Annotated in this window: 28 protein-coding genes and 1 riboswitch; of the genes, 15 read left to right on the plus strand and 13 right to left on the minus strand. The window is 55.0% G+C overall.

The annotated features are described in order from the left end of the window. Positions 1 to 5: 5 nt before the first annotated feature. Positions 6 to 53, minus strand: a riboswitch (SAM-SAH riboswitch). Between the two features lie 33 nt (positions 54 to 86). The 6 genes from lnt to miaB all read right to left on the minus strand — a co-directional run bounded on the left by lnt (position 87) and on the right by miaB (position 7,008). Beyond that, complete coding sequence (gene lnt / locus DS901_RS13600) at positions 87 to 1,571, minus strand: apolipoprotein N-acyltransferase (RefSeq protein WP_258546736.1); 1,485 nt, start codon at positions 1,569 to 1,571, stop codon at positions 87 to 89. Between the two features lies 1 nt (position 1,572). Beyond that, the gene (locus DS901_RS13605) at positions 1,573 to 2,460 is read right to left on the minus strand and encodes a hemolysin family protein (protein WP_113777483.1); all 888 of its coding nucleotides are present in this window, start codon (positions 2,458 to 2,460) and stop codon (positions 1,573 to 1,575) included. A gap of 30 nt (positions 2,461 to 2,490) precedes the next feature. Beyond that, positions 2,491 to 2,982 (minus strand): rRNA maturation RNase YbeY, encoded by a 492-nt coding sequence (ybeY, locus tag DS901_RS13610; RefSeq protein WP_113777484.1) that lies wholly within the window; start codon positions 2,980 to 2,982, stop codon positions 2,491 to 2,493. Position 2,983: 1 nt separating this feature from the next. Further along, a complete protein-coding gene (locus DS901_RS13615; RefSeq protein ID WP_113777485.1) occupies positions 2,984 to 4,471 on the minus strand; it encodes a hypothetical protein in 1,488 nt (495 codons plus the stop codon). Positions 4,472 to 4,518: 47 nt separating this feature from the next. Continuing rightward, positions 4,519 to 5,532, minus strand: a complete 1,014-nt coding sequence (locus tag DS901_RS13620; RefSeq protein ID WP_113778030.1) for a PhoH family protein — start codon at positions 5,530 to 5,532, stop codon at positions 4,519 to 4,521. 168 nt (positions 5,533 to 5,700) lie between these two features. Beyond that, positions 5,701 to 7,008, minus strand: coding sequence for a tRNA (N6-isopentenyl adenosine(37)-C2)-methylthiotransferase MiaB (gene miaB, locus DS901_RS13625; RefSeq protein ID WP_113777486.1), 1,308 nt, complete (start codon positions 7,006 to 7,008; stop codon positions 5,701 to 5,703). 112 nt (positions 7,009 to 7,120) lie between these two features. On the opposite strand from miaB, the gene DS901_RS13630 reads away from it, so the two are divergent. After that, the gene (locus DS901_RS13630) at positions 7,121 to 7,984 is read left to right on the plus strand and encodes a hypothetical protein (RefSeq protein ID WP_113777487.1); all 864 of its coding nucleotides are present in this window, start codon (positions 7,121 to 7,123) and stop codon (positions 7,982 to 7,984) included. Here the strand turns inward: DS901_RS13630 and DS901_RS18590 are convergent. The 3 genes from DS901_RS18590 to irr all read right to left on the minus strand — a co-directional run bounded on the left by DS901_RS18590 (position 7,923) and on the right by irr (position 9,746). Then, on the minus strand, positions 7,923 to 8,468 hold the full coding sequence (locus tag DS901_RS18590) for an REP-associated tyrosine transposase (RefSeq protein ID WP_147249936.1): 546 nt from the start codon (positions 8,466 to 8,468) through the stop codon (positions 7,923 to 7,925). The two genes, DS901_RS13630 and DS901_RS18590, sit on opposite strands and share 62 nt — an antisense overlap. A 69-nt stretch (positions 8,469 to 8,537) precedes the next feature. Further along, on the minus strand, positions 8,538 to 9,251 hold the full coding sequence (locus tag DS901_RS13640; RefSeq protein WP_181820875.1) for a DUF998 domain-containing protein: 714 nt from the start codon (positions 9,249 to 9,251) through the stop codon (positions 8,538 to 8,540). 78 nt (positions 9,252 to 9,329) lie between these two features. After that, on the minus strand, positions 9,330 to 9,746 hold the full coding sequence (gene irr / locus DS901_RS13645) for a Fur family transcriptional regulator Irr (RefSeq protein ID WP_113777490.1): 417 nt from the start codon (positions 9,744 to 9,746) through the stop codon (positions 9,330 to 9,332). A gap of 147 nt (positions 9,747 to 9,893) precedes the next feature. On the opposite strand from irr, the gene fabA reads away from it, so the two are divergent. Then, positions 9,894 to 10,403: a bifunctional 3-hydroxydecanoyl-ACP dehydratase/trans-2-decenoyl-ACP isomerase gene (gene fabA / locus DS901_RS13650; RefSeq protein WP_113777491.1), complete on the plus strand. Its 510-nt coding sequence runs from the start codon at positions 9,894 to 9,896 to the stop codon at positions 10,401 to 10,403. A gap of 75 nt (positions 10,404 to 10,478) precedes the next feature. Here the strand turns inward: fabA and DS901_RS13655 are convergent, their stop codons facing one another. The 3 genes from DS901_RS13655 to DS901_RS13665 are packed head-to-tail and all read right to left on the minus strand — an operon-like array spanning position 10,479 to position 12,124. After that, entirely contained in the window at positions 10,479 to 11,081 is a 603-nt protein-coding gene (locus DS901_RS13655) for a class I SAM-dependent methyltransferase (RefSeq protein ID WP_113777492.1), read from the minus strand. 49 nt (positions 11,082 to 11,130) lie between these two features. Next, complete coding sequence (locus DS901_RS13660) at positions 11,131 to 11,622, minus strand: tRNA (cytidine(34)-2'-O)-methyltransferase (protein WP_309472533.1); 492 nt, start codon at positions 11,620 to 11,622, stop codon at positions 11,131 to 11,133. A 22-nt stretch (positions 11,623 to 11,644) separates the two neighbouring features. Next, positions 11,645 to 12,124: a hypothetical protein gene (locus tag DS901_RS13665; protein WP_113777493.1), complete on the minus strand. Its 480-nt coding sequence runs from the start codon at positions 12,122 to 12,124 to the stop codon at positions 11,645 to 11,647. Between the two features lie 174 nt (positions 12,125 to 12,298). Between DS901_RS13665 and fabB the strand changes: the two genes are divergently transcribed. The 3 genes from fabB (at position 12,299) to DS901_RS13680 (ending at position 15,366) form a co-directional block, all read left to right on the plus strand. Continuing rightward, the gene (fabB, locus tag DS901_RS13670; protein ID WP_113777494.1) at positions 12,299 to 13,528 is read left to right on the plus strand and encodes a beta-ketoacyl-ACP synthase I; all 1,230 of its coding nucleotides are present in this window, start codon (positions 12,299 to 12,301) and stop codon (positions 13,526 to 13,528) included. Between the two features lie 3 nt (positions 13,529 to 13,531). After that, on the plus strand, positions 13,532 to 14,341 hold the full coding sequence (locus DS901_RS13675; RefSeq protein WP_113777495.1) for an enoyl-ACP reductase FabI: 810 nt from the start codon (positions 13,532 to 13,534) through the stop codon (positions 14,339 to 14,341). A 92-nt stretch (positions 14,342 to 14,433) separates the two neighbouring features. Continuing rightward, positions 14,434 to 15,366: a HesA/MoeB/ThiF family protein gene (locus DS901_RS13680; protein WP_113777496.1), complete on the plus strand. Its 933-nt coding sequence runs from the start codon at positions 14,434 to 14,436 to the stop codon at positions 15,364 to 15,366. Here DS901_RS13680 and DS901_RS13685 read toward each other — a convergent pair. Further along, positions 15,363 to 15,797, minus strand: a complete 435-nt coding sequence (locus DS901_RS13685) for an FKBP-type peptidyl-prolyl cis-trans isomerase (protein WP_113777497.1) — start codon at positions 15,795 to 15,797, stop codon at positions 15,363 to 15,365. The genes DS901_RS13680 and DS901_RS13685 overlap by 4 nt on opposite strands. Positions 15,798 to 15,927: 130 nt before the next feature. Here DS901_RS13685 and DS901_RS13690 point away from each other — a divergent pair, with 130 nt between their 5' ends. The 10 genes from DS901_RS13690 to DS901_RS13735 all read left to right on the plus strand — a co-directional run bounded on the left by DS901_RS13690 (position 15,928) and on the right by DS901_RS13735 (position 24,064). After that, positions 15,928 to 16,605 carry a haloacid dehalogenase type II gene (locus DS901_RS13690; protein WP_113777498.1) on the plus strand — a complete coding sequence of 226 codons (678 nt, stop codon included), beginning with the start codon at positions 15,928 to 15,930 and terminating at the stop codon, positions 16,603 to 16,605. After that, positions 16,605 to 17,423: an alpha/beta fold hydrolase gene (locus tag DS901_RS13695; RefSeq protein WP_113777499.1), complete on the plus strand. Its 819-nt coding sequence runs from the start codon at positions 16,605 to 16,607 to the stop codon at positions 17,421 to 17,423. The genes DS901_RS13690 and DS901_RS13695 overlap by 1 nt, the downstream gene beginning before the upstream one ends. Continuing rightward, the gene (locus DS901_RS13700; protein WP_113777500.1) at positions 17,420 to 18,382 is read left to right on the plus strand and encodes a threonine ammonia-lyase; all 963 of its coding nucleotides are present in this window, start codon (positions 17,420 to 17,422) and stop codon (positions 18,380 to 18,382) included. Before DS901_RS13695 ends, DS901_RS13700 begins: the two co-directional genes overlap by 4 nt. Further along, positions 18,379 to 19,578 carry an endonuclease/exonuclease/phosphatase family protein gene (locus DS901_RS13705; protein ID WP_113777501.1) on the plus strand — a complete coding sequence of 400 codons (1,200 nt, stop codon included), beginning with the start codon at positions 18,379 to 18,381 and terminating at the stop codon, positions 19,576 to 19,578. The genes DS901_RS13700 and DS901_RS13705 overlap by 4 nt, the downstream gene beginning before the upstream one ends. Beyond that, a complete protein-coding gene (gene pcaD, locus DS901_RS13710; RefSeq protein WP_113777502.1) occupies positions 19,571 to 20,368 on the plus strand; it encodes a 3-oxoadipate enol-lactonase in 798 nt (265 codons plus the stop codon). Before DS901_RS13705 ends, pcaD begins: the two co-directional genes overlap by 8 nt. Further along, the gene (locus DS901_RS13715) at positions 20,361 to 21,056 is read left to right on the plus strand and encodes an alpha/beta fold hydrolase (protein ID WP_113777503.1); all 696 of its coding nucleotides are present in this window, start codon (positions 20,361 to 20,363) and stop codon (positions 21,054 to 21,056) included. The genes pcaD and DS901_RS13715 overlap by 8 nt, the downstream gene beginning before the upstream one ends. 49 nt (positions 21,057 to 21,105) lie before the next feature. Further along, entirely contained in the window at positions 21,106 to 22,323 is a 1,218-nt protein-coding gene (locus DS901_RS13720) for a TCR/Tet family MFS transporter (protein ID WP_113777504.1), read from the plus strand. A 55-nt stretch (positions 22,324 to 22,378) separates the two neighbouring features. Continuing rightward, positions 22,379 to 22,975: a TetR/AcrR family transcriptional regulator gene (locus DS901_RS13725; protein WP_113777505.1), complete on the plus strand. Its 597-nt coding sequence runs from the start codon at positions 22,379 to 22,381 to the stop codon at positions 22,973 to 22,975. A 91-nt stretch (positions 22,976 to 23,066) separates the two neighbouring features. Further along, entirely contained in the window at positions 23,067 to 23,747 is a 681-nt protein-coding gene (locus tag DS901_RS13730) for a PspA/IM30 family protein (RefSeq protein WP_113777506.1), read from the plus strand. A gap of 38 nt (positions 23,748 to 23,785) precedes the next feature. Next, complete coding sequence (locus DS901_RS13735) at positions 23,786 to 24,064, plus strand: hypothetical protein (RefSeq protein ID WP_113777507.1); 279 nt, start codon at positions 23,786 to 23,788, stop codon at positions 24,062 to 24,064. The last annotated feature ends 27 nt before the right edge of the window (positions 24,065 to 24,091 follow it).

Consider the following 24,091-nt stretch of genomic DNA (forward strand, 5'->3'; position numbering starts at 1 on the left):
AGAAGTGCTCCATTGAATATATCCGCCACGTCAGGAAGCCGTTGTGGCAGTACTAGCGACGGGTCTATGCCCGCACGATTATGGCGTCAATCGCTATCGCGCTTTTGCGCCAGATAACACCCCAACGTTAACAACATGAGTATGCCAAACAACAGCCAGTCGCTGAAACGGCTGTAAAGGGTTGCTGCCCCTGTTGTTGGCAGCGCGATATCAAGCGCACCGTCGCTGTTCAACGGCAGTGACGCGATGATCCGCCCAAAAGGATCAATCATCGCGCTCACCCCTGTATTGGCGACCCGCACCATCGGCAGACCTTGTTCAATGGCGCGCAACCGCGCCTGCGCAAGGTGCTGGTAGGGGCCAGCGGCCACCCCGAACCACGCGTCATTTGTGATCAAGAGCAATAGACGCGGACGGTCGCCACCATCGCCGATTTCTTCGGCAAAAATGCCTTCGTAGCAGATCAGCGGAATCGCGTCGCCGATCCCCGGCAGGTTGATACGCGGCGGCGCGGTGCCCGCGGCAAACCCCGCCCCGTCGCTTGTCGCCAGCCCACGAATGCCAAATTGTCCAAGCAAATCACCGCCGGGGATATATTCCCCAAACGGCACAAGATGGCGTTTGTCATATGTGCTGTGCAGGGTCCCGCCCTGTCCCATCACAACAAGGCTGTTGTGATAATGCAGGTTTTCGTTCCGCCGCTGAATACCAAACACCAAAGGCGCACCGCGCGCGGCCTCAGCCATCAGCACGAGATCCCCATGCACATAATTCAGCAGGTACGGCACCGCCGTTTCCGGCCAGACAATCAGATCGGGGCGCGCGCCCTGCCCGGTCATCGTAATCATGCGATTTAAAAACACGTCACGATACGCAGGGTCCCATTTCTGGTCCTGCGGCGCATTGGGCTGTATCAGCCGCACTATGGGCGCATTTGCATCGGCAGGTTCGAGCGGCGAAGGCACAGCCCAAGCGCCCAATCCAATCAAACCCAATATCACCCCCCCACCAGCGATCCACGCTTGCCCAAACAGCGCGTAAACGGCCCATGCCGCGCCAATCGTGAACAGGGTTAATAGGTGCGGACCACCAAAAGCAGCCAATTGCGCAAGTGGTGTCGGCACCCAAATGTGGCCCAACAACGCCCAAGGAAATCCGGTAAACACATGCGCGCGTGCCAGCTCCGCCCAGACAAGCGCAAGCGCGATGCCGCCTACCGCGCGCGGCGCAATGCGTGCACCTATATAAGCAAAACCGCCCCAAAAGAGTGCTGCCCCTGCGGCCATAAATGTGATCGCAAATGGGGCCATCCAGCCGTGGTTGGCGGCATCGACAAAAAACGGCTCAACTATCCATCGCAGGGATACAGCAAAATAGCCAACCCCAAACGCCCAAACTTGAAACGCGGCGCTGCGCGGCCTTTGATCCAGCACCAAAAACAGTGCGGCCAGTGCCAAGATGGTCAGAAACCATAAATCTTGTGGGGCTTGGCCAAGCCCGGCGATTGCCCCACCCAACGCCAAAATGCAAAACCTTGCCCAGCGCGGTAGGCGCGCAAAGCCCAGACTCACGCTAGGTGTCCTGGGCGCTAGGCAAGCGAACACGCAAGCGTTTGATCCGGCGCGGGTCCGCATCGACGACTTCGAACTCGGGCCCGTCAGGATGCACGATCACCTCTCCACGCGCGGGCAAATCACCGGAAAGCATCGTCACAAGACCACCAAGCGTGTCGATTTCTTCTTCGTCGATCTCATCGTGGGCGGTCAGCTTCATGCCGATCTCGGCCTCGAAATCCTCTAGCTCTGTGCGGGCCTGCGCCATGTAGACACCCGGTTTTTCCATGAACCAGCTTTTTGCCTCGTCGATGTCGTGTTCATCTTCGATGTCGCCGACGACCTGTTCGATCAGATCTTCGATTGTGACCAGCCCATCCGTGCCGCCGTATTCGTCGATGACAAGCGCCATATGAATACGTTCAGCCTGCATTTTTTGCAGCAGAACACCCAATGGCATTGACGGCGGGACAAACAGCAGCGGCCGCGCGGTGTCGCGCAGATCCAATTCAGAGGTCTCCCCGTTGAATCCATGGCGCAGCGCAAAGTCCTTAAGGTTCACAATGCCGACAGGCGTGTCCAATGTACCATCATAAAGCGGCAATCGCGTCAGCCCGCTATCACGAAACACTTTGACCAAATCATCTTTGGAAATACCCAAAGGAACGGCGACAATGTCGGTTTTTGGCACGGCAACATCTTCGACCCGCTTGCGCCGCAGGTTGAGCATTCCCAACACAGATTGTGGTGTCTGGCTGACCTCATTTGGCGCTTCATCGTGCACCTCGGGAATCGCCTGTGGCTGAAAAACATAGCGCAGCCGGGTCCAAAACCCTCGAGCCGTCACATTTTGATCCATATGCGCGCTTTGCGCTGCGATAGATGGACCGTCGTTGGAGTCGCCCATTTCTTCCTTACCTATGCGGGCAAAATCGCCCTAATCGTCCCTATATGGGTCACAAACACCCAGTTTGCCAAGTATCTCGACCTCTAATCGTTCCATCAAGGTGGCGTCTTTGTCACGCTCGTGATCATACCCGAGCAAATGCAACGTCCCATGCACAAGTAAATGAAGGGTATGATCCTGCATCGACTTACCCGCCTCTTGCGCCTCGCGGGTGCAGGTTTCAAAGGCAATCGCGATATCGCCCAGCTCTGCATCCATCGGCAGTTCGGGCGCTTCCGGGGTGTCGCCTTCAACGCCAGCCCCGCGTTCATCCGATGGCCAGCTCAGCACATTGGTCGCGGTTTCTTTGTCGCGAAAGTCAGCATTCAGCACGGCAATCCGCGCGTCACCACAGGCCAAGAGGCTGATCTCAAACGCATTGGGGTCGTAGCCCAAATGCGCCAAAGCGGCATCGCTTGCGCGCTCAGCTAGGGCTGCGATGCCATCCCAACGGGGATCTTCGATGATGCAATCAACCGCCATTTCAAAAAGTAAATACTGCGCGGATTGGACAGTCGTCTTGGCCGTGCCAAATACCGGTTGTATCGTCTAAGACACACGCATCTGCGATACCACTGGTTGGCATTTCTATTCCTGCATCCACGATGAAGTTTCTATTTCTCAATACCGGCAGGTCTGCGATTGGCTTCAAGATTCGATAGGTATTCGCATTCTCTACACTCAAGACCCCCAAATCAACCAATTCAAGCAGCCGCATCGTAGCAGGCAGCTGATTGGCCTCGACCAGCATTGGGTTCGTTAAAATCTGCGCCGGATCGACATAAACCATCCCTGCGCTGTTGCGCGCTAGCAGTCGCCAGAAATGGCGTGATCTTTCGTGATCAAAAACGCGCGGGGGACGTGGAACAAGTTCGCTTCCAGACCAATCATACGACAGCATCGTACGATTGAAATTCTGGTCCGTTATGTCCAACGGTTCAAGATAGTCACTTGCGCTATAACTTGGCACGCTTACATGCGCGACATTCTCTAATCGGACGATTTGTTCAACCTGCGTCCGAAGCAAGACTGACGCGCGTGCGCGTTGGTATGCATAGAAATCGGCACGCCATTCCTCATCAAGTGAACTCATAAAAGGCGGATAAGAGTTTAAAAAGGCAAGACACAGCGGTTCATTCTGGACAGTGACGGCATCAGTCGGCAATCCAGAAACGCCGATCCCTTTGCCATAGCCGATCATCTGGCGCACTCTAGATACGTCACCTTCGAACAGCACGATCATATCACTGCGCGCACCAACAACGATAAATAGCGGCGTGGTCCCGTTTTCGATATTCACAACCAGCACTGATGCCGGGGAATGATCACCAAATCCTACATTTACCGACGCATTGCTGCTACTGGCAGTCAACACGATCAGCTCGTCCTGTGCGTTTGGCATCGGCAGACCGCAGGTCGCCAGTTCACTACGTTGATCTTCGTCCTGAAAAACATCGTAATTCCCGATTTCGTAAAGCGTTTCAAACGCTGCGATATCGTCACGGGTCATCACCCCGTCAGCATTCATATCAAGCTGCGATAGGCGCGGGAAATCAATATCCGCGTATAAAACCCGATCACTGACGTCGCCATCAATAGTTAGCAACTCTGACGCCACGACAGGTTCGTCATCACTCAAATCAAATCTGTCATCCGCAACAACCATGTCTGACACAGCAGTACCAAAATCCAAAGGGAGGTCACCCAACGCGACACCGCCGTATACGTTTCGATCAAAGGACACCAAGGGTAACTGCGATCCTCGTCGCAACAATGCCAAAGCGATCTCGCGCTCGAAACGTGGCGCGTCACGCCTATGTCGCGGCCCTTCACTTAAGATTTTTTCAACCTCGATGTTCATTGAGTTGTTACGGCTAAAGCCCTCAAGCAATGATCGATCGCTGCGAAGGTAACGATAGATTAACTTATCTTCATAAGGGTCTTCCGGTGGTTCCCAAACAGATTCAGCCAATGCCCCACTCGCAGTAAAGAGGCACCAAAAAAGGATTAGGCTAAATTTCACGATGCCTCATCTGCCTCGTAAGCTTCGATAATCGCGGCGACTAGTGGGTGGCGCACGACATCTTTAGAGGTGAAGTAATTAAAGCTGACTTTGGGGATGTGTTTAAGCAGGCGTTCCGCGTCACGTAGCCCTGAATTCACCCCACGCGGCAAATCGATCTGTGTGCGGTCGCCAGTGATCACCATGCGTGAACCTTCGCCAAGGCGGGTCAGGAACATCTTCATCTGCATAGTCGTCGCGTTTTGGGCCTCATCCAGCACAACAAAGGCGTTTGACAAGGTCCGCCCCCGCATAAAGGCCAACGGTGCGATTTCGATCACCTTTTCTTCCATCATTTTCGCGGCTTGTTTCCCCGGCAAAAAATCGTTCAGCGCATCATAAAGCGGCTGCATGTATGGATCGACCTTGTCTTTCATATCGCCGGGCAGATAGCCTAGTTTCTCCCCCGCTTCGACAGCAGGGCGCGACAGGATAATCTTATCGACATGGCCCGAAATCAGCATATTCACGCCAACAGCCACCGCCAGATAAGTTTTCCCCGTCCCAGCCGGACCAATCCCAAACGCAAGCTCTTTGTCGAACAGTGATTTCACATAGGCTTTTTGCGCGTCGGTGCGCGGTTCAATCAACTTCTTGCGCGTTTTTATCTCAACCCGCGCGTTTTCACCTTTGAACATTTCGGTTTGCTCAGTTGGCCCTGCGGGACCTCGGATCGTTTCCGGACCCATGCGCAATTCGCGGTCAATATCACCCGGATCTAAACTGCGCCCGGCCTCAAGGCGCCCATAAAGCGATTTGAGCACCTCTTGTGCGGTTTCGCGCGCGGCTGTGCCGCCCAACACATCAAGCTGGTTGCCGCGTCGCAGGATCTGCACACCCAAACTGTTTTCTATGGTCGTCAAATTGCGATCAAATTCGCCGCAAAGATCAATCAATAAAAAATTGTCAGGAAATTCTAGCGTAACTTCGGTGACAATATCGTCGGTGAGGGTCGGTGCTCCAGTGGCCAAATGGCTCTCCTTTGAATCGGTATAAAACCAGCTTGGCAAGGGAATGCTGCGGGTGCAAGAACAGATCAAAGGTTGTTACGTGAATGACATCAAAAAGGTGGGCCTAAGCGAAAATTTGCACGTATCTGGTAAATTCACCGCAATTTTATATCCGTTAGGATCGCTGAGTTAAAGCAGCTCTCCTTTGAGAGAATTAGCTGCATCATCAACAATCTTGACCTTACGCACGGTGCCAATCACATCAAGCGGGGCTTCGGTGAAGACTGCGTGTAGGTATTCGGATTTACCGATCATTTGTCCGGCTTCACGGCCTGACTTTTCGAACAACACGTTCACTTCGCGGCCAACCATGGACCGTTGGGTCTCTTGCTGCTGATCGCGCAAGAGCGCCTGCAACCGCTGCAAACGTTCATTCATCACATCTTCAGGCAGTTGCGGTTTTTCGGCGGCAGGGGTTCCAGGACGGGTCGAATATTTGAACGAATAGGCCTGCCCGTAATGGACATCGCGCACCAACTGCATGGTATCTTCAAAATCTTGATCCGTTTCACCGGGGAAACCGACGATAAAGTCACCCGACAAAAGCAAATCAGGCCGGGCCGCACGAATGCGTTCGATCAGGCGCAGATAGCCTTCTGCGGTGTGCTTGCGGTTCATGGCCTTAAGAATACGATCGGAGCCCGATTGCACCGGAAGATGCAAATATGGCATCAGTTTTTCACAGGTCCCATGCGCATCGATCAACGCATCATCCATGTCGTTGGGGTGGCTTGTTGTAAAGCGGATTCGTTCCAGCCCGTCGACCTTATCCAGCTCCCAGATCAGGCCTGCTAACCCACCCTCATGCCCGTGATAGGCATTTACGTTTTGACCCAGCAGCGTGATTTCGCGCACGCCTGCTTCAACCAATTCTTGTGCTTCGCGGATAATCCGGTCAGAGGCACGCGATACTTCGGCGCCGCGCGTATAAGGCACCACGCAAAAGGCGCAGAACTTGTCGCAGCCTTCTTGCACCGTCAAAAATGCTGTCGGGCCACGCTTTGCCTTGCTGCGCGCCTTGAGCGTGTCGAATTTATCGTCGTCGGGAAAATCGGTATCAAGCGCCTTGGCCCCCGTCTGCACCGCATCATCCATCGCTGGCAGACGGTGATAGCTTTGCGGACCGACGACCAAGTCAACCATTGGCGCGCGGCGCATAATTTCTTCGCCCTCGGCCTGCGCAACGCAGCCCGCAATCCCGATCTTCAGATTTGGGTTTTCAGCCTTCAGCGGCTTCATACGTCCCAATTCAGAATAGACCTTTTCCGCCGCTTTTTCGCGGATGTGGCAGGTATTGAGCAGAATCATATCCGCGTCTTCGGGAGTCTTCGTTTCCACATAGCCCTTGCCGCCCAGCGCTTCGGCCATGCGTTCGCTGTCGTAGACGTTCATCTGACAGCCGTAGGTCTTGATAAATAGCTTTTTGGGCGCGGACATGTGCAGGCCTTGGATAGGGGTGGTTTAGACGCGTCATAGCGGCTTGGCCGATTGCTTGCAATGCGGAGCGATTTGGCACAGTTTACCCCGACCCTATCCGGACAGGCGATTGATGCACTACCCCGACCTCCCTTCCCTGATTTCAGACGCGAAAACGACACTGGCGCGCGGGCCAATCGCCTTGGTCCTCGTTGAAGACGACGTTGAAATCGCGGGTACAATCGTTCATCATCTTAAGCTTGGGTTCCGGCAATTGGTGCTCTTTTGCCCGGTCGACGTTCAAATACCCGATGATATGGCGGCGAATGTCCACCGCGTCGATTTTGATGTCACCGCCGAGGGCGCGCTTGCGAAGATAAACAACGCAATCATCAAAGCCGCGCCGGGACAGTGGATCTATTACTGCTATAACGCCGAATACCTGATGTTTCCCTTCTGCGAGACACGCAGCATTGGTGAATTACTGACCTTCATGACTGAAGAGCGCCGCGACAGCGTGATGTCCTACACCATTGATCTTTACGCGCGCGACCTGACGCAAACGCCCACTGCCGTCGACCCGCAAGCCGCCTATTTTGACCGCAGCGGGTATTTTGCCTTGGCCCGCCAAGACGACGAAGGGAATACGCAAGAGCGCCAAATGAACATCCATGGTGGGCTACGGTGGCGGTTCGAAGAACATGTTGCCAAAGAGCGGCAGCGACTTGACCGGTCCTCACTGTACCGCGCAGTGCCGGGACTGCAAATGGCCGCAGACGGGTCGTTTTCAGAACCGGAGCACAATACGGTTTCTTGCCCTTGGCACAATAATTTGACGGTCGCGACGGCCTCGTTTCGGACTGCAAAGGCGCTCCGCCGCAATCCCGGCAGCAAGCACGCGTTTGTTACGTTTTACGGCGCGCATTCCGAGACCTTTAGCTGGTCATCACAACAGCTTTTGGATCTAGGTTTGATCGAGCCGGGACAATGGTTTTAGCCCCGCGTGGATCAAGATCCACCCTACGCTTGCAGATCGACGCATAAGGCCAATCAGATGGCTTATCGACCAGCCCAGCGGTCACAGGGGCCGTGATGATAAGATGATCATGCAGGTCGTAATCCGCCTGATCTCGGATTACATGCTCCCAAAATCGGCGCTGCCAGATACCTTTTTCACCGGGGCGCAATTTGGATTGTGGCCGTTTGGCGGGGACCGGGCAATGGCGCGAAAATGTCGACTTTATCAACCGCCAGCGTTTGGAATAGTCGGCGTCGTCGGGCGGCAACGTCCAGATCATATGCAGCTTGTTTGGCAAGATGACCGCCGCATTGATCTCGAACGGCCAGCGCTGCATGCAAAGACTGGTTACACTTCGCAAAAGATCGATCCGATCGACCAAAAGCGTAGAACCCGCGTCACGCAAATGGACAGAAAAGAAATAGGTGCCACCGGGCACATAGAGTCTGCGATACTTTGACATCGCCTGACATTAGCACGGCATTGGTTAACGTTAGGTGAAATCCGTAGGGTGGATCTTGATCCACCCTAGCTAAGCGTCCGGAGCTGATTTTAGGGCCCCTTGGCGCGCAAGTTTCACCAGTGCAATGTCGGCTTTGCCCTTGACCAACCATGACAGACCGAACGCCCATATTCCGATAGCCTCCAGCCAAAATACTAGATTATAGCTGATCACTGCCGCCTTTGGTGCGCCACTGCCAAGTATCTTGATCGCGGAAGCGACCGCGATTCCGACCAACGACGCCACGATAACCCAGCCACAAAACAAATAGATCCGTTTGCGGACAGGTTTGGCAGTACGCGTAAACTTCTTCAGACAAAATACTGCCAAGCAGCTAAAAAACACCAATGCCGATGCATAGTGAAACATTGGGCTTGTGCTGATTCCAACCATTTTTTGAGTCATCGTCGCAATCTGGGCTGTCGGACTTTCATTGGGAAACAGCGCCACGCCAAACGCAGACATCCCGGCGATGGTGCCCAGCCAATCATCATCAATCATATCGCCCGACTGCCGCCCGTAGCCACGGTAGCAAATCAAGAACACCCCGATCGCGCAGAGCGTGCCCACAAAAATATCCCTGTAAGTCGTATGATAAAAATCGCTGATCGAGGGCTCCAGATGCCGCGCATCAAGTAGCCCACCCAAGATCAACACCAGCGGTAAACCCATGCCCAGCAGTCCCAGCGCCGTGCGCACCCGGTGATAAGATTGCACCATATCTCTGTGTTGTTCATGCGGCATACCAATAACATTCATCTAAAAAATTATAGGATCTATGCGAGACCTTGATCAAACACGCAAGCGTGACGAAAGCTGCCCCTATTTGCGGCGTAGCCGGATCACAACATCCACGGATGCGATTTCAGCACCGTTCGGCGCATGCGGCACCCGCGCGATTTCCAGCTGTTCAGCCGGTGCATCGGTCAAATGCCCTGTGTCTTCCCAATAAAAATGTGGGTGATCCGTCATGTTGGTATCAAAATAGCTTTTGGCGCCGTCAACAGTGATTTCGCGCATCAATCCAACGTCACAAAACGCGCGCAGCGTGTTGTAGACCGTCGCTAGCGATACTTTTTCGCCCGCAGTAGATGCAGCATCAAATAGGCTTTCAGCAGTCACATGGCGGTCTTGCCCATCGCCAACCAATAGGTTGGCAAGCGTCATCCGTTGCCGCGTTGGGCGTAACCCGGCCCCCGAAAGCCAGTCTGTGCTGCGCTGAATAGTGATATCTGTCATGGCTGCCTGCCTGTTGCTAGCTCCTTTATAGGCCCGAAATATTGCGTTTCACAATGGGAATTCGACATTCAGCGGTCTGACTTGCCCTTACAAAGCTCCAAGTGATAAAGGTTGCCTAACGAAGCAGACAACAATGAGACCAGACAAATGGCCGATTACCCCACGAGTTTTGACAAAGACGACCTGCTGAAATGCGCCCGCGGCGAATTATTTGGCCCCGGAAACGCACAACTTCCCGCCCCGCCGATGCTAATGATGGATCGTATCACCGAAGTATCCGGCGATGGGGGGGCGCATGGCAAAGGGCATATCGTCGCTGAATTCGACATCACCCCTGAACTTTGGTTCTTTGATTGCCACTTCCCGGGCAACCCCATCATGCCCGGCTGTCTTGGCCTTGACGGCCTGTGGCAGCTCACAGGTTTTAACCTTGGCTGGCGCGGCTGGCAGGGGCGTGGATACGCATTGGGTGTTGGCGAAGTTAAATTGACAGGCATGGTGCGCCCAGAGCGCAAGATGCTGACCTATAAGATCGACTTCACCAAAGCGATCCAAACCCGCCGCCTGACTATGGGCGTCGCAGACGGCATCGTAGAAGCAGACGGCGAAGTGATCTATCAAGTCAAAGACATGAAGGTTGCATTGTCTGAAAGCTAATGGATTGTTCCTGCGTTGGTTCAAACTGATCGACGCAGGTACTGCTTTGCTCAGCGGACGGTGCTGCCAGTCGCCCTACCCCACCATCCAAACATCATAGCGTGTTGTTTTCCCTAATATTTGATGGGAATACGGCTTGATGCCTGCAATTGGGTCGGCTTTTGCTGGCCACTTCAGAACGACCCGCGAACCCGCGTGTTTGAGCGCCACTTGCGCCAATTCAGCGGCGTCTTCATCCGTTCCGACGATGTCGCGGACTTGACGAAGTTCGAGTTTCACCAAAGCCGAATTTTTACGTTCAGGATGCATCGGATCAATGAGGATAGACTCCCCATCTAACCCGGGCAACAAATCTTTGGCATCGCCCTTTAGAAGGGTCATGCGTCCGATGATGTCGCGCAGTGCGCCCCCTTCTTTGGTAGCCCGATCCATACCATCAACAAGCAATGCGTGCATCTTGTCTGAACGCTCGATCATGGTGACATGCGCGCCCAATGACGCCAACAAAAATGAATCGCGGCCCAAACCGGCCGTTGCATCAATGATTGTTGGCGTTTTCCCATCGCGCAGCCCCATTGCTTTTGCAATCGGTTGCCCGCGTCCGCCCCCGAACCGGAGCCGATGCGCGACCGCACCTTCGACAAAATCAACACGCAACTCTTTGACAGATTTCTTCATTTTACAGCTATACCCGAAGTCCCAAAAAACATGCCAAGCCTAGGGCCTTTTACCCGCCTAACTGTGTCCGCATTGCTTGATAGATCACTGCGGTCGCAACGTTGGCTAAATTCAGCGACCGAACACGCTTATCGAGCATCGGCAGGCTGAGCGTGCGGTCTTCCATTCCGTTGAGGATTGCGGGTGGCAGACCCGCGGACTCGCAACCAAACACCAGATACCCGTCCTCTTGATAATCTGCGCTATAGACAGTTTGCGCGCCGTGTTCTTCGAAAAAGAACATGCTTTCAGGACGTGGTTTGCGCGCGTCTAAAAAGCTTTGCCAATTTTCATACTCCGTCAAGTTCACATATTTCCAATAATCCGTTCCCGCCCTGCGCACGGATTTTTCATCCAACGAAAACCCATAGGGTTTGATGAGGATCAGTTCAAGGTTCAGCGCCACACATGTCCGCCCGATCGCCCCTGTATTATAGGGAATTTCAGGTGTGACGAGGACAATTTTCATGCGTGGTTCAGACATCACTGGTGCGTCTTTCATAGGACATGCGCAAGGATCAATATTACCGGGTTCCAAGGAAATCGCAGGCCTCAAGCAGTGCGTTTGCGAGCCCATCAAAAAATCCCGATGTCGTGACATCAATCAATCCCGACGTCTTGCGGTCTTCATCGGCAACAACCTGCGCAACCGGAATGATCGCAAATGGCGTGACTTTAGCAGCCAGCAATTCACGGTAGCTTGCGCCAGTGCCGTGTTTGAGGACATTCACCGCGAGATAGTGCTTGTGAATTCGGTCTGCGAGATCGGGCTGCTTTGCCTCCAGCAGCGCGGCCTTGAGTTTGCGCGAAAACGGGCCGCGTTTGAAATGCCCCTGCATGCGGGCTTCAAATAACGTGAACGCATCAACGGCTGCCAATTCCAGCGCGGCTATCGCGGCCTGCTTGTCCGCGTCGTCTTGCGGGGCAGCAATGCGCGCTTCAAGGGTTTTAGCATCCGCTTGCGCAGCAATAATCAGCGCGGGCAAATCTTGCGTTTGTTCCATTGTTCAGTCTCCTTAGGCGCCCCTGGTTCCTTAAGCTAAGCTAGTAGAAATGATAGGGTGCAGACATGTTTCAATCGGGTCCCCTATCTGATGCGCCCACACATAGCCATACCTGCTTGCCCCCGGCCCCACTGCTGCCGTACAAAGCGGTAGCAGTATACAGGGAGTGCGCCTATGCGTCGCGTCGTCGTCACAGGTTTGGGGATTGTATCCCCGATTGGGAATAACGCCGAAGAGGTGAAAGCCTCTCTTATGGCTGGAAAATCCGGCATCGAAGCCTCGCCCGAGATGGCCGAGCACGGCTTCCGTAGTCAAATCGCGGGCACCGTAAAAATTGACATCAAAGAACATGTCGATAAGCGCGCGCTGCGCTTTATGGGGCCAGGTGCCGCCTATGCCTATATCGCGATGGGGCAAGCCATTGCCGACGCTGGGCTTGATGAAGACACAGTTTCGAACGTGCGCACGGGTCTGGTTGCTGGCTCCGGTGGTCCGTCCACATCTGCAATGTTCGCGGCCCACAATGTTGTCAAAGACACAGGTGCCACCAAACGCATCGGGCCATTTGCCGTGCCGAAATGCATGTCGTCGACGATTTCGGCGAACTTGTCGACACAATACAAGATCAAGGGCATCAACTATTCGATCACCTCTGCTTGTTCGACATCCCTGCACTGTATCGGCAATGCGGCCGAACAGATCATGATGGGCAAACAGGACGTGATGTTTGCGGGCGGCGGCGAAGAATTGGATTGGACCCTGTCCTGCCTGTTTGACGCGATGGGCGCAATGTCATCGAAATATAACGACACCCCTGAAAAAGCATCCCGCGCCTTTGACGCCAACCGTGATGGGTTTGTCATCGCCGGTGGTGGCGCGATGCTGGTGCTAGAAAGCCTTGAGCACGCGCAAGCACGCGGTGCAAAAATTTACGCAGAAGTGACTGGCTATGCAGCCACATCTGACGGGCACGACATGGTAGCCCCATCAGGCGAAGGCGGCGAACGCGCGATGCGTTTGGCGCTGGAAACCCTGCCCGAGGGCCGCAAAGTCAGCTATATCAACGCGCACGGCACATCGACCCCAGTGGGCGACGTTGGCGAGATCGAAGCCGTGCGCCGCGTCTTTGGCGAAGGCAACACACCGCCTGTGTCTTCCACAAAATCCATGACAGGCCACAGCCAAGGGGCCACAGGCGCATCCGAGGCCGTCTATTGTCTGCTGATGCTCCAAGACGATTTCATCACCCCATCCATCAACGTTGACACCCTTGATCCGGCGCTCGCCCCCGCGGAAATCGCGACCGATCTGGTCGAAAACGCCGGGCTTGATACTGTCATGACCAACTCTTTTGGGTTTGGCGGGACAAACGGGTCAATGTTGCTTTCAAAGTTCAAAGGCTAAGCTATGACTATTTCTTTACAGGGAAAACGCGGCCTCATCATGGGTGTTGCGAACGAACGATCAATCGCTTGGGGCATTGCCAAATCAATGTCCGAAGCCGGGGCCGAACTGGCATTCAGTTATCAAGGCGAAGCATTCGGCAAACGGCTTGAACCGCTGGCGGCCTCTGTTGGGTCCGATATGTTGGTTGATGTCGACGTGACTGATGACGCCAGCATGGACGCCGCCTTTGACATGATTGCGCAAAAATGGGGCAAATTGGATTTCGTTGTCCACGCGATTGCCTATTCTGACAAGAACGAATTGGCGGGTCGGTTTACCGACACAAGCCGCGCAAATTTCCAAAATTCACTGACCATCTCGTGCTATTCTTTTGTAGATGTGGCCAAACGCGCCTCTGCGCTGATGCCTGACGGCGGCACATTGCTGACCCTGACCTATCAAGGATCCAACCGCGTCACACCGTTTTACAATGTCATGGGTGTCGCGAAAGCCGCATTGGAAAGCGCCACACGCTATCTGGCCAATGATCTGGGCCCGCAAGGCATTCGCGTCAACGCGATCAGCCCCGGCCCGATGAAAACTCTTGCAGGGGCCGCAATTGCAGGTGCGCGACGCACTTACAAGCACACCGAACAAAACGCGCCCGCGCGTGAAAATGCGAGCCTTGCGGCGGTCGGTGGCACCGCTGTCTATCTTGCCTCTGACGCAGGTGCCTTTACGTCGGGCGAAATTATTCGCGTTGATGGCGGTTTCCACGTTTTGGGCATGCCCCAGCCTGAAAACCTCGTGATGCCGGTTGCCGGCAAATAGGCACAATCAGGGGGCGATAGTGGCTATCGTTGTCGCCCCAGCTGATCTACACTTTTGCAGATTGAACGATATATTTTGCAAAAGGAATTGGCATGGGCAACACCGCACATTTTCGGATCGATGGGATCTATGACGCGCAAACCTACTGGGAACGCGTCAAACGCAGCGAAGTCTTCTTAGGTCTTGATCGCGATCATATGCGGGCCTCGCAGGAAAAAATCGCGGGGGCAACTGTCGGCGTTGCCGGGCTTGGTGGTGTGGGCGGTGCGGTTGCAATGCTTTTGGCGCGGCTTGGCGTGCGACATCTGAAAATCGCCGATCCAGACGCCTTTGACACCAGCAATATCAACCGACAGCTTGGGGCCGCACCCGGCACTGTGGGCGCCTCCAAAGCCGGCACAATTGCGAACATGATCCATGAGACCACGCCGGATGTGACGCTTGATGTCTACCCAGCCGGGCTAACCGTTGAAAACGCGGCGGATTTCGTCGCGGATTGCGACCTGCTGATCGACTGCATTGATTTTTATACGATCGCCGAACGCTATGCCCTGCACCAAGCCTTTCGTGCCAGCCCCACCTGCATGGGATGCTTATCTTCCAAGATGGTTGGCTACGGCGCGAACCTTTATCTATTTACCCAAGACGGTCTTACCCTAGAGGATTTCTACGGCATCGCACCGGGCACCGAAATGACACCAGACCTAATGGACAAGCTGGTGCGCCTACAGGCCGCGTTCTTGCCACGCTTCCCAAGCCTTGATGTGATCTATGACTGGATGCAAGAGGTCGGCACCGCCCCGATGATCGCGACGACGCCGCCATTGACGCATTATCTGGTAGGGTCACGCGCGGCACTGATGCTAGCGGGGCTTGATCAGCCGCCCTATTGCGATGCGCTACCGCCGATGCCCAGCTATCTTTGGGTGGATGCAACGCGCGGGCAATGCGGGATCTATGAATTCACCGGCGCATTCGCCAATCCTGACGAACACGCCGCATTTTTTGGAAAAACCCCGGGTTAAACCGCGTCGATCCCAACCATTTCGATGGCAAAAATTAGGTCTTTACCCGCGAGCGCATGGTTCGCATCCAGAGTGACTTCGGTCTCGGTGACCTCGGCAACGGTGACCTGCATCATCTGACCTTGGGGCGTTTGCATTTGCAGCTGCGTGCCCAAATCAAGCGGGATGTTGTCAGGGATTTCGCCGCGCGGCACGGATTGGCGCGCGTCCGGATTGGTTTCGCCATAAGCTTGGGCACATGGCACATCGACCGTCTTTTTGTCACCCACTGCCATGCCCGGGATTGCGACATCAAGACCGGGGATAATTTGGCCAGAACCGACCACAAATTCCAACGGATCGCGGCCGTCAGAACTGTCGAATGTTTCACCCGTTTTAAGGGTCCCTGTGTAATGGATACGGACGGTATCACCAGATTTTGCTTGGCTCATCGTGGGTTCTTTCGGCTAATTTTTTAAAAATTCACGCCACGCTACGCTTCGGAGGCGCAAGTTGCAAATCGCTTTCGCTCTTTCCGTTACGCCAAGCCCATGACACGATACCCAAAAGCCGGAGAATCCGATGACGATAACAACCTGTGTATTTGATGCCTACGGGACCCTTTTCGACGTCAATGCCGCCGCGCAAGCCGCCGCCCGCGAACCCGCCCATGCGCAACTTGCCGATGTTTGGCCCGCGATTGCCCGTGATTGGCGCGCAAAGCAGTTGGAATATAGCTGGCTGCGTGCGGTGGCAGATCAGCACTGCGATTTTTGGCAAGTGACCCAAGACGGGCTGGATTGGGCGCTTGAAGCGAGCGGCATAACCAACGAAGCGACCCGCAAACGCCTGCTTGATCTGTATTGGGAACTGCAAGCCTACCCAGAGGTCCCCCAAGTGTTAGCCAATCTGCGCGCGGCAGGCATGAGAACCGCGATCCTTTCAAATGGCAGCCCTGAAATGTTGAACGCGGCGGTGCAATCTGCGCAGATTGGCCCGTTGCTTGATGCCTCCCTCTCGGTCCAAGACGTTGGCATATTCAAACCCTCCGCCCGCGTTTACGACATGGTTGGCAACAGTTTTGGCTGTGCCAAGGAAGAGGTTTTATTCGTGTCCTCAAACGGTTGGGATGCGGCGGGGGCTGCCGGATATGGGTTTCAAACGGCATGGGTTAATCGCGCAGGCGCACCCGTGGATCGGCTGTATGCCGCACCGCATCATATCGTGCCTGACCTCACTGCCATTTCGGGACTGATCTGATGCCACATTTTACAGCCCAAGACGGTATCTCACTGCATTATACAGATCAAGGCACTGGATTACCTGTCATCGCTTTGGCCGGGCTCACCCGCAATGGTGCTGATTTCGACCATATCGCGCCGGCTTGGCCAACCCGGCTGATCCGACCTGATTACCGGGGTCGCGGACAATCGGATTGGGCGGACCCTGCGACCTACACAATCCCACATGAAGCAGCAGATGTCTTGACCCTGATGAACCACCTTAACATCGACCAAGCGGCCATACTGGGCACCTCGCGCGGCGGGCTGATCGCGATGACCCTTGCGATTACGGCCAAAGATCGGCTGCTCGGTGTCGCGCTCAATGACGTTGGACCTGAACTGAAACCAGAAGGCATGTCGATCATCATGGATTACATCGGGCGCAACCCGGCACAAAAGACCTATGCCCAAGCCGCTGCCGCGCGCGCGCACCTATGGACCACCTTTGAAAACGTACCGATGGACCGCTGGATGGCCGAGGTGAAAGCCCATTACGAAGAAACCCCCGAAGGTTTGATCATACGCTACGATCCGAAACTGCGTGATGCGATTATCGCCAGCGGCGCACAGCCAATGCCGGATCTTTGGCCGCTTTTTGATGCCTTTGACGGGTTGCCACTGGCGTTGATCCGTGGCGCAAATTCCGATCTTTTGTCCGTTGAAACCGCTGATGAAATGGCCCGACGTCGCCCTGATATGATCCGCGCGGATGTGCCTGGGCGTGGGCATGTGCCCTTTTTAGATGAACCACAATCGCTAACTGCCTTGCGCAGTTGGCTGGAGAAAATGACATGAATATCGACATGATCCGCGCGGCGGCCAAACGCATCGACGGCCATGCGCGGCGCACACCGATCTTATCATCACCATTCTTAGACGAAATCGCGGGACGACGCGTTTTTGTGAAAGCGGAGTGCCTGCAGCACACCGGATCGTTCAAATTTCGCGGCGCGTGGTCGGCAGTCTCCATGCTGTCGCCCGACCAGATCAAGGCGGGAGTGATCGCATTTTCAAGCGGCAACCACGCACAAGGCATCGCATTGGCCGCGCAAAAACATGGCGCGCCAGCGGTCATCATTATGCCATCAAACGCACCCGCAATCAAAATCGCCAATACGCGCGCTTTGGGCGCAGAGGTCGTGCTATATGACCGTTCAACCGAAGATCGCGATGAAATTGGCGACCGGCTTGCGGCTGAGCGCAGCTTGACCTTGATCAAACCCTTTGACGAGCCACATGTCATTGCAGGCCAAGGCACCTGCGGGCTTGAGATCGCGCAAGAGCTTGGAAATTTATCGGCGGAAGTTGCTGTGTGCTGCGGTGGCGGGGGACTAACATCAGGAGTCGCGATGGCCTTGGCCACAGACGCGCCAAACATGCGGGTGCGTCCAGTGGAACCCGCGGGTTTTGATGACGCCTCCCGGTCGCTTATCAGTGGTAAGATTGAACGAAACGCGCAAATGGATGGGTCGCTTTGTGATGCGATTATCACGCCACAGCCAGGCAATTTGACCTTTCCGATTATGCAAGAACATTGCGGCCCCGGTATTGCAGTGACCGACGACGAATGTTTGCGCGCGATGGCCGTTGCGTTTGCCCGGCTAAAAATCGTCATCGAACCCGGCGGTGTGGCCGCTTTGGCCGCCGCGCTTTATCACCCTGACGCCTTTAACGGTGATGCCGTTGTCGCCATTGCGACCGGTGGAAACGTTGATCCGGCTGTATTTGCACGTGCCCTGGAGACCCTGTCATGACTCGATTTACGATCGCCAGCTTTAACGTCAAAAACCTGATCGAAGCGGATCAAGAATATTATAAATTCGAACAATACACCCCCGAGGAATACGCGTGGAAACGCGCATGGCTTGCGGATCAATTACTGACCATGAACGCAGATATCGTCGGGTTTCAGGAAATCTTCAGCGAAGAATCCCTACGCGATGTCGTGATCGAAACCGATGAGTTAGGCATGGCAGCCAACGCGGCCAATATCCCCGATCGGTCAAAACGCTATGCCCGCAAGGCCATTTTCCGCAAACTTGCCTACGAACCCTATACAGAATCCGCGCTGGCATTCGCGCCCAACAGCTTTGATGGCGGCCCCGGCGCGCGTCGTCCGGGCGTTGCGATCTTGTCGCGGTTTGGCTTTGTTGGCACCCCCGAAATTATCCAAGACCTGCCAGAGCCGCTTGATATTCCCTTCAGCGACATTGATGGCACCGATGGGGGCTGCTATCAGGTCAAGCGCCTGTCGCGCCCGATCCTGAAAGTGCGCATTCCGATTGGCGATACAGTCGTGACCGTGTTCAACTGCCATTTGAAATCAAAGCTCGGCGAGCTGCCACGGCCCGAAGGTGCCGCCTTTCCACCTGCAGCGGATTTGGTGAACTATGACCCTGCGGCCCGTGCGATGGGATCGCTGCGTGCCGCCCTGCGCCGCATGGCCGAAGCATGGGTTTTGCGCAAAGCAATCCTCGAAGAACTTGAGGCGGGCAATCCCGTCATGGTCTTAGGCGATTTCAACGATAGCGAAACCGCCGTTTCATCCGAAATCATCACTGGCGAGGCGCCGTTTAAAAACTACGCATGGATGCGTCGCCACGACGCCCAAACGAGCCGTGACCGCTATTCCGACGAACAAAACGAAGTGATCCAAGAGAAGATCAGCAAGGTGCGCCTGTTTTCAGCAGAGAAACTATTTGTGCGTAAATCACTGCGCGATATGGTCTACACCTCGGCCTTTGGGGGCGTCTTTGAAAGCATCGACCAAATTTTGATGTCGCGTCATTTCCATCCTGAATTCGACGGCAAGATTGGTGAAATGGAATACTTTAGTGCGCTTAATGATCACCTGACGGACGGGTCCCACCCCGAGGCGCCGTATAACAAGCTTGCGTCAGATCACGGGCAGATCATGGCGCATATGGTTTTGGGTGACCCTGATGAATGAGCGGACGCAAGTTGACCGCGACGACGTGAAGCTGAACGTTTTGGCCGAGGGCCCCGCCGACGGGCCTGCAATCGTCTTTGCCAATTCGCTAGGTACCGATCTGCGGCTATGGGATGGGATTGTCCCGCTGCTGCCAAGGGGCTTGCGGGTTATCCGCTATGATATGCGTGGCCATGGGCAATCGGATGTGCCTGCTGGACCCTACACGATGGGTCAGTTGGTCAGTGACGCAGAAGCCGTCTGCGACGGGTTTGATCTGCGTGACGTGTTGTTCGTGGGTCTCTCTGTCGGCGGCATGGTGGCACAGGGTTTGGCGATCAAACGCCCTGATCTGGTCCGTGCGCTTGTACTGTCCAATACGGCGGCGAAAATTGGCAACAAGAAACTCTGGCAAGATCGGATCGACACTGTATTGTCGAAAGGGCTAGATGCCATGGCCGATGAGGTCATGAAGCGTTGGTTTTCCCCCAACTTTTACGCATCGGAATCAATGCTTGCATGGCGCGACATGTTGGTGGCCACCCCGCTTAGCGGATACGTTGGGATTTGCCATGCGATTGCGGGCACTGATTTCTATACGCCAACAAGCGGGCTACGCATCCCAACATTGGGCATCGCTGGGTCAGATGATGGGGCCACGCCGCCCGATTTGGTGCGCGAAACGATCGATCTGATCCCCGGATCAAAGTTTGAACTGATCCGCCGTGTCGGACATCTGCCTTGCGCTGAAAACCCGGTTGGCTATGCGTCCCTGCTCAACACATTCATTCAAGATATCGGGCATGGCTGAGTTTCTATTGATCCACGGATCCTGTCATGGGGCCTGGTGCTGGGACGATCTTATCCCACACTTGCAGGCCGCCGGACACAGCGCCCGCGCGATTGATTTGCCGTCGCATGGCGATGACACCACTGATCCCGCAGAGGTTACACTTGATCGTTATGCCAACGCTATTATTACTGCAATCGACACGCCCGTCGTATTGGTTGGGCATTCGATGGCCGGCTACCCCATTACCCAAACGGCGAATTTGGCCCCTGAAAAGATCAGCAAGCTGATCTATCTTTGCGCCTATGCACCGATGATCGGACAGTCTACGGCCCAGATGCGGCAGATGGCGGACACCCAGCCATTGCGCGACGCGATCATTGTCGCAGCTGACCGGGTGACGTTCTCTATTGCCCCCTCCAAGGCCACCGAAAAGTTCTATCATGATGTTGACCCAGCGCGCGCGGCTTGGGCCGTAGGGCAGCTTGGGCCGCAACCTATTTTACCGCAAGAGACCACGATCACGCAGATCCCCAATGTGCCACGCCACTATATCCGCTGTACTAATGACAAGACGATCCCACCTGCATTTCAGACCAAAATGACCGCCGATTGGCCTGCCAAAATGATCACGCAGTTGCCGACATCACATTCGCCATTCCTATCAGACCCCGCCGCATTGGCTACCGCGCTGATCAACGCCTTGTAGACTAAAATCACCCCTTGCAATGAGACGCAGGGCATCCAATTGTGCCCTCATGAAAAGCAATCTTCCACTCACCTTTATCCTGATCACCGTCGTGATCGACGCCATGGGGATAGGGTTGATCATGCCCGTGATGCCCGAACTGATCCAAGAGGTCGAAGGGCGCGATCTGGCGATGGCCGCCGTTTGGGGCGGTGTGTTGACCACGATATTTGCAGCGATGCAGTTTCTATTTGGCCCGACCATCGGCAGCCTATCTGACCGTTACGGGCGGCGGCCTGTTTTACTGTGGTCCCTCGTATTCATGGCGTTCGACTATGTGTTGATGGCTGTTGCGGGGACAATTTGGTTGCTGGTGGTTGGGCGCTTGATCGGTGGGATCACCGCAGCCACGCAATCGACCGCATCCGCCTATGTCGCTGACATTTCGACGCCGGAACAAAAGGCCGTCAACTTTGGCCGGATCGGCGCAGCGTTTGGGATAGGGTTTGTCTTTGGCCCGATGCTGGGCGGCGTCTTGGCCGAATTTGGGACGCGCGCACCATTTTGGGCAGCGGCCATATTGGCAGGGACAAATGCGATCTTTGGATATTTTGTGCTGCCTGAGACGGTGACCGACAAAATTCGACGCAAATTCGAATGGCGGCGCGCTAACCCCTTGGGTGCATTCAAGAGCATCGGGGCCCTGCCCGGCCTGAAACGGCTGATGCTGATCCAATTTGTCTATACCATCGCCTTTTTTGTCTACCCCGGGGTCTGGGCCTATTTTGGGGTCGCGCGATTTGACTGGGGGCCAGGAATGATTGGGCTGTCGCTTGGGATCTTTGGCATTGGGATCGCCGTGGTGCAAGGTCTACTGATGAGACCCATTCTAGACCGGATTGGCGAACGCAAAGCCGTGATCCTAGGGCTATCAATCGATATCGCAGCCTTTGGCGTGCTCGGGTTCATAACCAACGGCTGGCTGGCGCTGGCATTGATCCCGCTTACTGCACTTGGATCAATCGCGGGGCCCGCCCTGCAAGGGATCATGTCGCGCACGGCATCGGACGACCAACAAGGCGAGTTGCAAGGTCTGGTCGCATCCATTGCAGCAGTGGCCACGATTATTGCGCCGCTTTTGGTGACGCAGACCTTCTACTACTTCACCAGCGACACAGCACCCGTCTATATGCCCGGCGCGCCGTTCTTGGTGTCGGCCTTCTTAACCGTTGGCTGCGTTCTTGTGTTTGTACAAACGCCACGGCCAAGACGAAAACGCGCTTCATAGGGTTTTCATCGCGTTTTCCCCTTGCTACGGTGAACTGCGTTCAGATGAGGGTATTATGGCTGGAAAAGTTGCACTGCGCCGCGCGGCATTGCGCGAAGATCTTATTAACATTGCGCAGCGACGGATCGCGGCAAACGGGCTATCAGCGCTGCGGGCGCGCGATCTTGCGACCGAGGCTGGGTGTGCCTTGGGGGCGATCTATAACGTCTTTGGCGATCTGAATGATCTGGTGCTGGCAGTAAATGCGCGGACATTTCACCAATTGGGGGCTGATGTGGCTGCTGCCCTAGCCGATGCGCCACAAGACCCGGTGGATCAATTGGTTGTCATGGCACAAGCCTATCACCATTTCGCGGCGGCACACCTGCACAGCTGGCGGGCACTATTCGATGTAGAGCGCGCGCCCGACACCCCCGCCCCCGATTGGTACCTGCACGAGATGGGACAGCTATTCACCTATATCTCTGATCCGCTTGCTGTGATTTTCCCCGCGCGCGATCCTCAAGAATTGACCCTTTTGACACGTGCGCTGTTTTCATCCGTGCATGGAATCGTGATTTTGGCGCTTGATGGGGCCAGCGCGGGCGTACCATCCGACGATATAGATCGTATGATCGCGCTTGTTTTAAGGCAATTGACATCTCAGCCATAATTTTGTGAACTTTGTTCACCTTTTTCCTTGACCCAGGGCGCGCGCCCCATTATCACCACCTAATGAACAATGTTCACAAAGGATGATAGCAATGTTTAAGACACTCGCGACCTTGATAAACGGACAGAATGCACGCGCCGAAGACCGTGTACGTGACGCATTCGCAATTGAGCTCATTGACCAAAAAATCCGTGAATCCGAAGGCAGCTTGCGCGCCGCAAAATCAACATTGGCCAGCCTGATCCAGCGTCAGCGGGCAGAAGAAAAACAACATAGCGCCCTGCGGGCCCGGATCAGCGACCTTACCACACGGGCCCAAGAAGCCTTGGAAAACAACCGCGAAGATATGGCCGCAGAGGCCGCCCGCGCCATCGCGACGATGGAAAACGAATTAACCGTACGGACCGAGACCCTGAATCGCTTGGACCAAAAGGTGCTCCGTTTGCGGTCATCTATCGAAACCGGGCACCGCCGGATTATCGACCTTAAGCAAGGTGCGATCCAAGCGCGGGCGGTGCGTCGTGAACAATCGATCCAAATGCAGATGGTCAAAACCGGCGCGACCCACGGCAGCGTCGAAGAGGCAGAAGAGCTGATCCAGCGCGTTTTAGGCCGTGATGATCCCTTTGAGCGCACTGAAATTTTGGCCGATATCAACCACGAACTTGATGGCGGCACGATCACCGACCGCATGGCTGACGCCGGGTTTGGTGGGGCCACACGATCAACTGCAGATGATGTCTTGGCGCGGCTCAAGTCATCAAAGAAATAACAAAACCAATTCACGCAACTCAACAAGGATTTAGTAAAATGGCACATAACAAATCAGACAACACATTGATCATGTTTGTAAACGGCGCAGGTGTTGCGGTCGCTTATGGGATGCTGGGGATCTCGCTTTGGCTTTCACCAGATGTTCCATTGTCCACCAAAGGCTTTTGGGCGATGTCGGTGATGATGCTGACGCTGGCGCTGGTAAACTTTGTGAAATACCGATTTGACGACAAAATGTCCGAAGACCGTATCCAGCGAATCGAAGACGCGAAGAACGAAAAATTGCTGTCAGACTACGTCGGTGAAACATCCTAATTGTCTGCTCCCTGCCCGCGCAATTGC

The organism is Loktanella sp. D2R18, from assembly GCF_003318235.1.
Lineage (GTDB): Bacteria > Pseudomonadota > Alphaproteobacteria > Rhodobacterales > Rhodobacteraceae > Yoonia.

Excerpts from the sequence above, each read along its gene's own strand:
- DS901_RS13730 (WP_113777506.1), top strand. The coding sequence starts at position 23,067 with ATGTTTAAGACACTCGCGACCTTGATAAACGGACAGAATGCACGCGCC.
- DS901_RS13660 (WP_309472533.1), bottom strand. The coding sequence starts at position 11,622 with ATGAAAGACGCACCAGTGATGTCTGAACCACGCATGAAAATTGTCCTC.
- DS901_RS13735 (WP_113777507.1), top strand. The coding sequence starts at position 23,786 with ATGGCACATAACAAATCAGACAACACATTGATCATGTTTGTAAACGGC.
- DS901_RS13655 (WP_113777492.1), bottom strand. The coding sequence starts at position 11,081 with ATGAAGAAATCTGTCAAAGAGTTGCGTGTTGATTTTGTCGAAGGTGCG.
- ybeY (WP_113777484.1), bottom strand. The coding sequence starts at position 2,982 with ATGGCGGTTGATTGCATCATCGAAGATCCCCGTTGGGATGGCATCGCA.
- DS901_RS13680 (WP_113777496.1), top strand. The coding sequence starts at position 14,434 with ATGGGCAACACCGCACATTTTCGGATCGATGGGATCTATGACGCGCAA.
- DS901_RS13675 (WP_113777495.1), top strand. The coding sequence starts at position 13,532 with ATGACTATTTCTTTACAGGGAAAACGCGGCCTCATCATGGGTGTTGCG.
- DS901_RS13695 (WP_113777499.1), top strand. The coding sequence starts at position 16,605 with ATGCCACATTTTACAGCCCAAGACGGTATCTCACTGCATTATACAGAT.
- DS901_RS13715 (WP_113777503.1), top strand. The coding sequence starts at position 20,361 with ATGGCTGAGTTTCTATTGATCCACGGATCCTGTCATGGGGCCTGGTGC.
- DS901_RS13605 (WP_113777483.1), bottom strand. The coding sequence starts at position 2,460 with ATGGGCGACTCCAACGACGGTCCATCTATCGCAGCGCAAAGCGCGCAT.
- DS901_RS13630 (WP_113777487.1), top strand. The coding sequence starts at position 7,121 with ATGCACTACCCCGACCTCCCTTCCCTGATTTCAGACGCGAAAACGACA.
- DS901_RS18590 (WP_147249936.1), bottom strand. The coding sequence starts at position 8,468 with ATGTCAAAGTATCGCAGACTCTATGTGCCCGGTGGCACCTATTTCTTT.
- DS901_RS13725 (WP_113777505.1), top strand. The coding sequence starts at position 22,379 with ATGGCTGGAAAAGTTGCACTGCGCCGCGCGGCATTGCGCGAAGATCTT.
- DS901_RS13685 (WP_113777497.1), bottom strand. The coding sequence starts at position 15,797 with ATGAGCCAAGCAAAATCTGGTGATACCGTCCGTATCCATTACACAGGG.
- DS901_RS13700 (WP_113777500.1), top strand. The coding sequence starts at position 17,420 with ATGAATATCGACATGATCCGCGCGGCGGCCAAACGCATCGACGGCCAT.
- irr (WP_113777490.1), bottom strand. The coding sequence starts at position 9,746 with ATGACAGATATCACTATTCAGCGCAGCACAGACTGGCTTTCGGGGGCC.
- fabB (WP_113777494.1), top strand. The coding sequence starts at position 12,299 with ATGCGTCGCGTCGTCGTCACAGGTTTGGGGATTGTATCCCCGATTGGG.
- DS901_RS13640 (WP_181820875.1), bottom strand. The coding sequence starts at position 9,251 with ATGCCGCATGAACAACACAGAGATATGGTGCAATCTTATCACCGGGTG.
- DS901_RS13705 (WP_113777501.1), top strand. The coding sequence starts at position 18,379 with ATGACTCGATTTACGATCGCCAGCTTTAACGTCAAAAACCTGATCGAA.
- DS901_RS13720 (WP_113777504.1), top strand. The coding sequence starts at position 21,106 with ATGAAAAGCAATCTTCCACTCACCTTTATCCTGATCACCGTCGTGATC.
- DS901_RS13690 (WP_113777498.1), top strand. The coding sequence starts at position 15,928 with ATGACGATAACAACCTGTGTATTTGATGCCTACGGGACCCTTTTCGAC.
- fabA (WP_113777491.1), top strand. The coding sequence starts at position 9,894 with ATGGCCGATTACCCCACGAGTTTTGACAAAGACGACCTGCTGAAATGC.
- pcaD (WP_113777502.1), top strand. The coding sequence starts at position 19,571 with ATGAATGAGCGGACGCAAGTTGACCGCGACGACGTGAAGCTGAACGTT.
- DS901_RS13665 (WP_113777493.1), bottom strand. The coding sequence starts at position 12,124 with ATGGAACAAACGCAAGATTTGCCCGCGCTGATTATTGCTGCGCAAGCG.
- miaB (WP_113777486.1), bottom strand. The coding sequence starts at position 7,008 with ATGTCCGCGCCCAAAAAGCTATTTATCAAGACCTACGGCTGTCAGATG.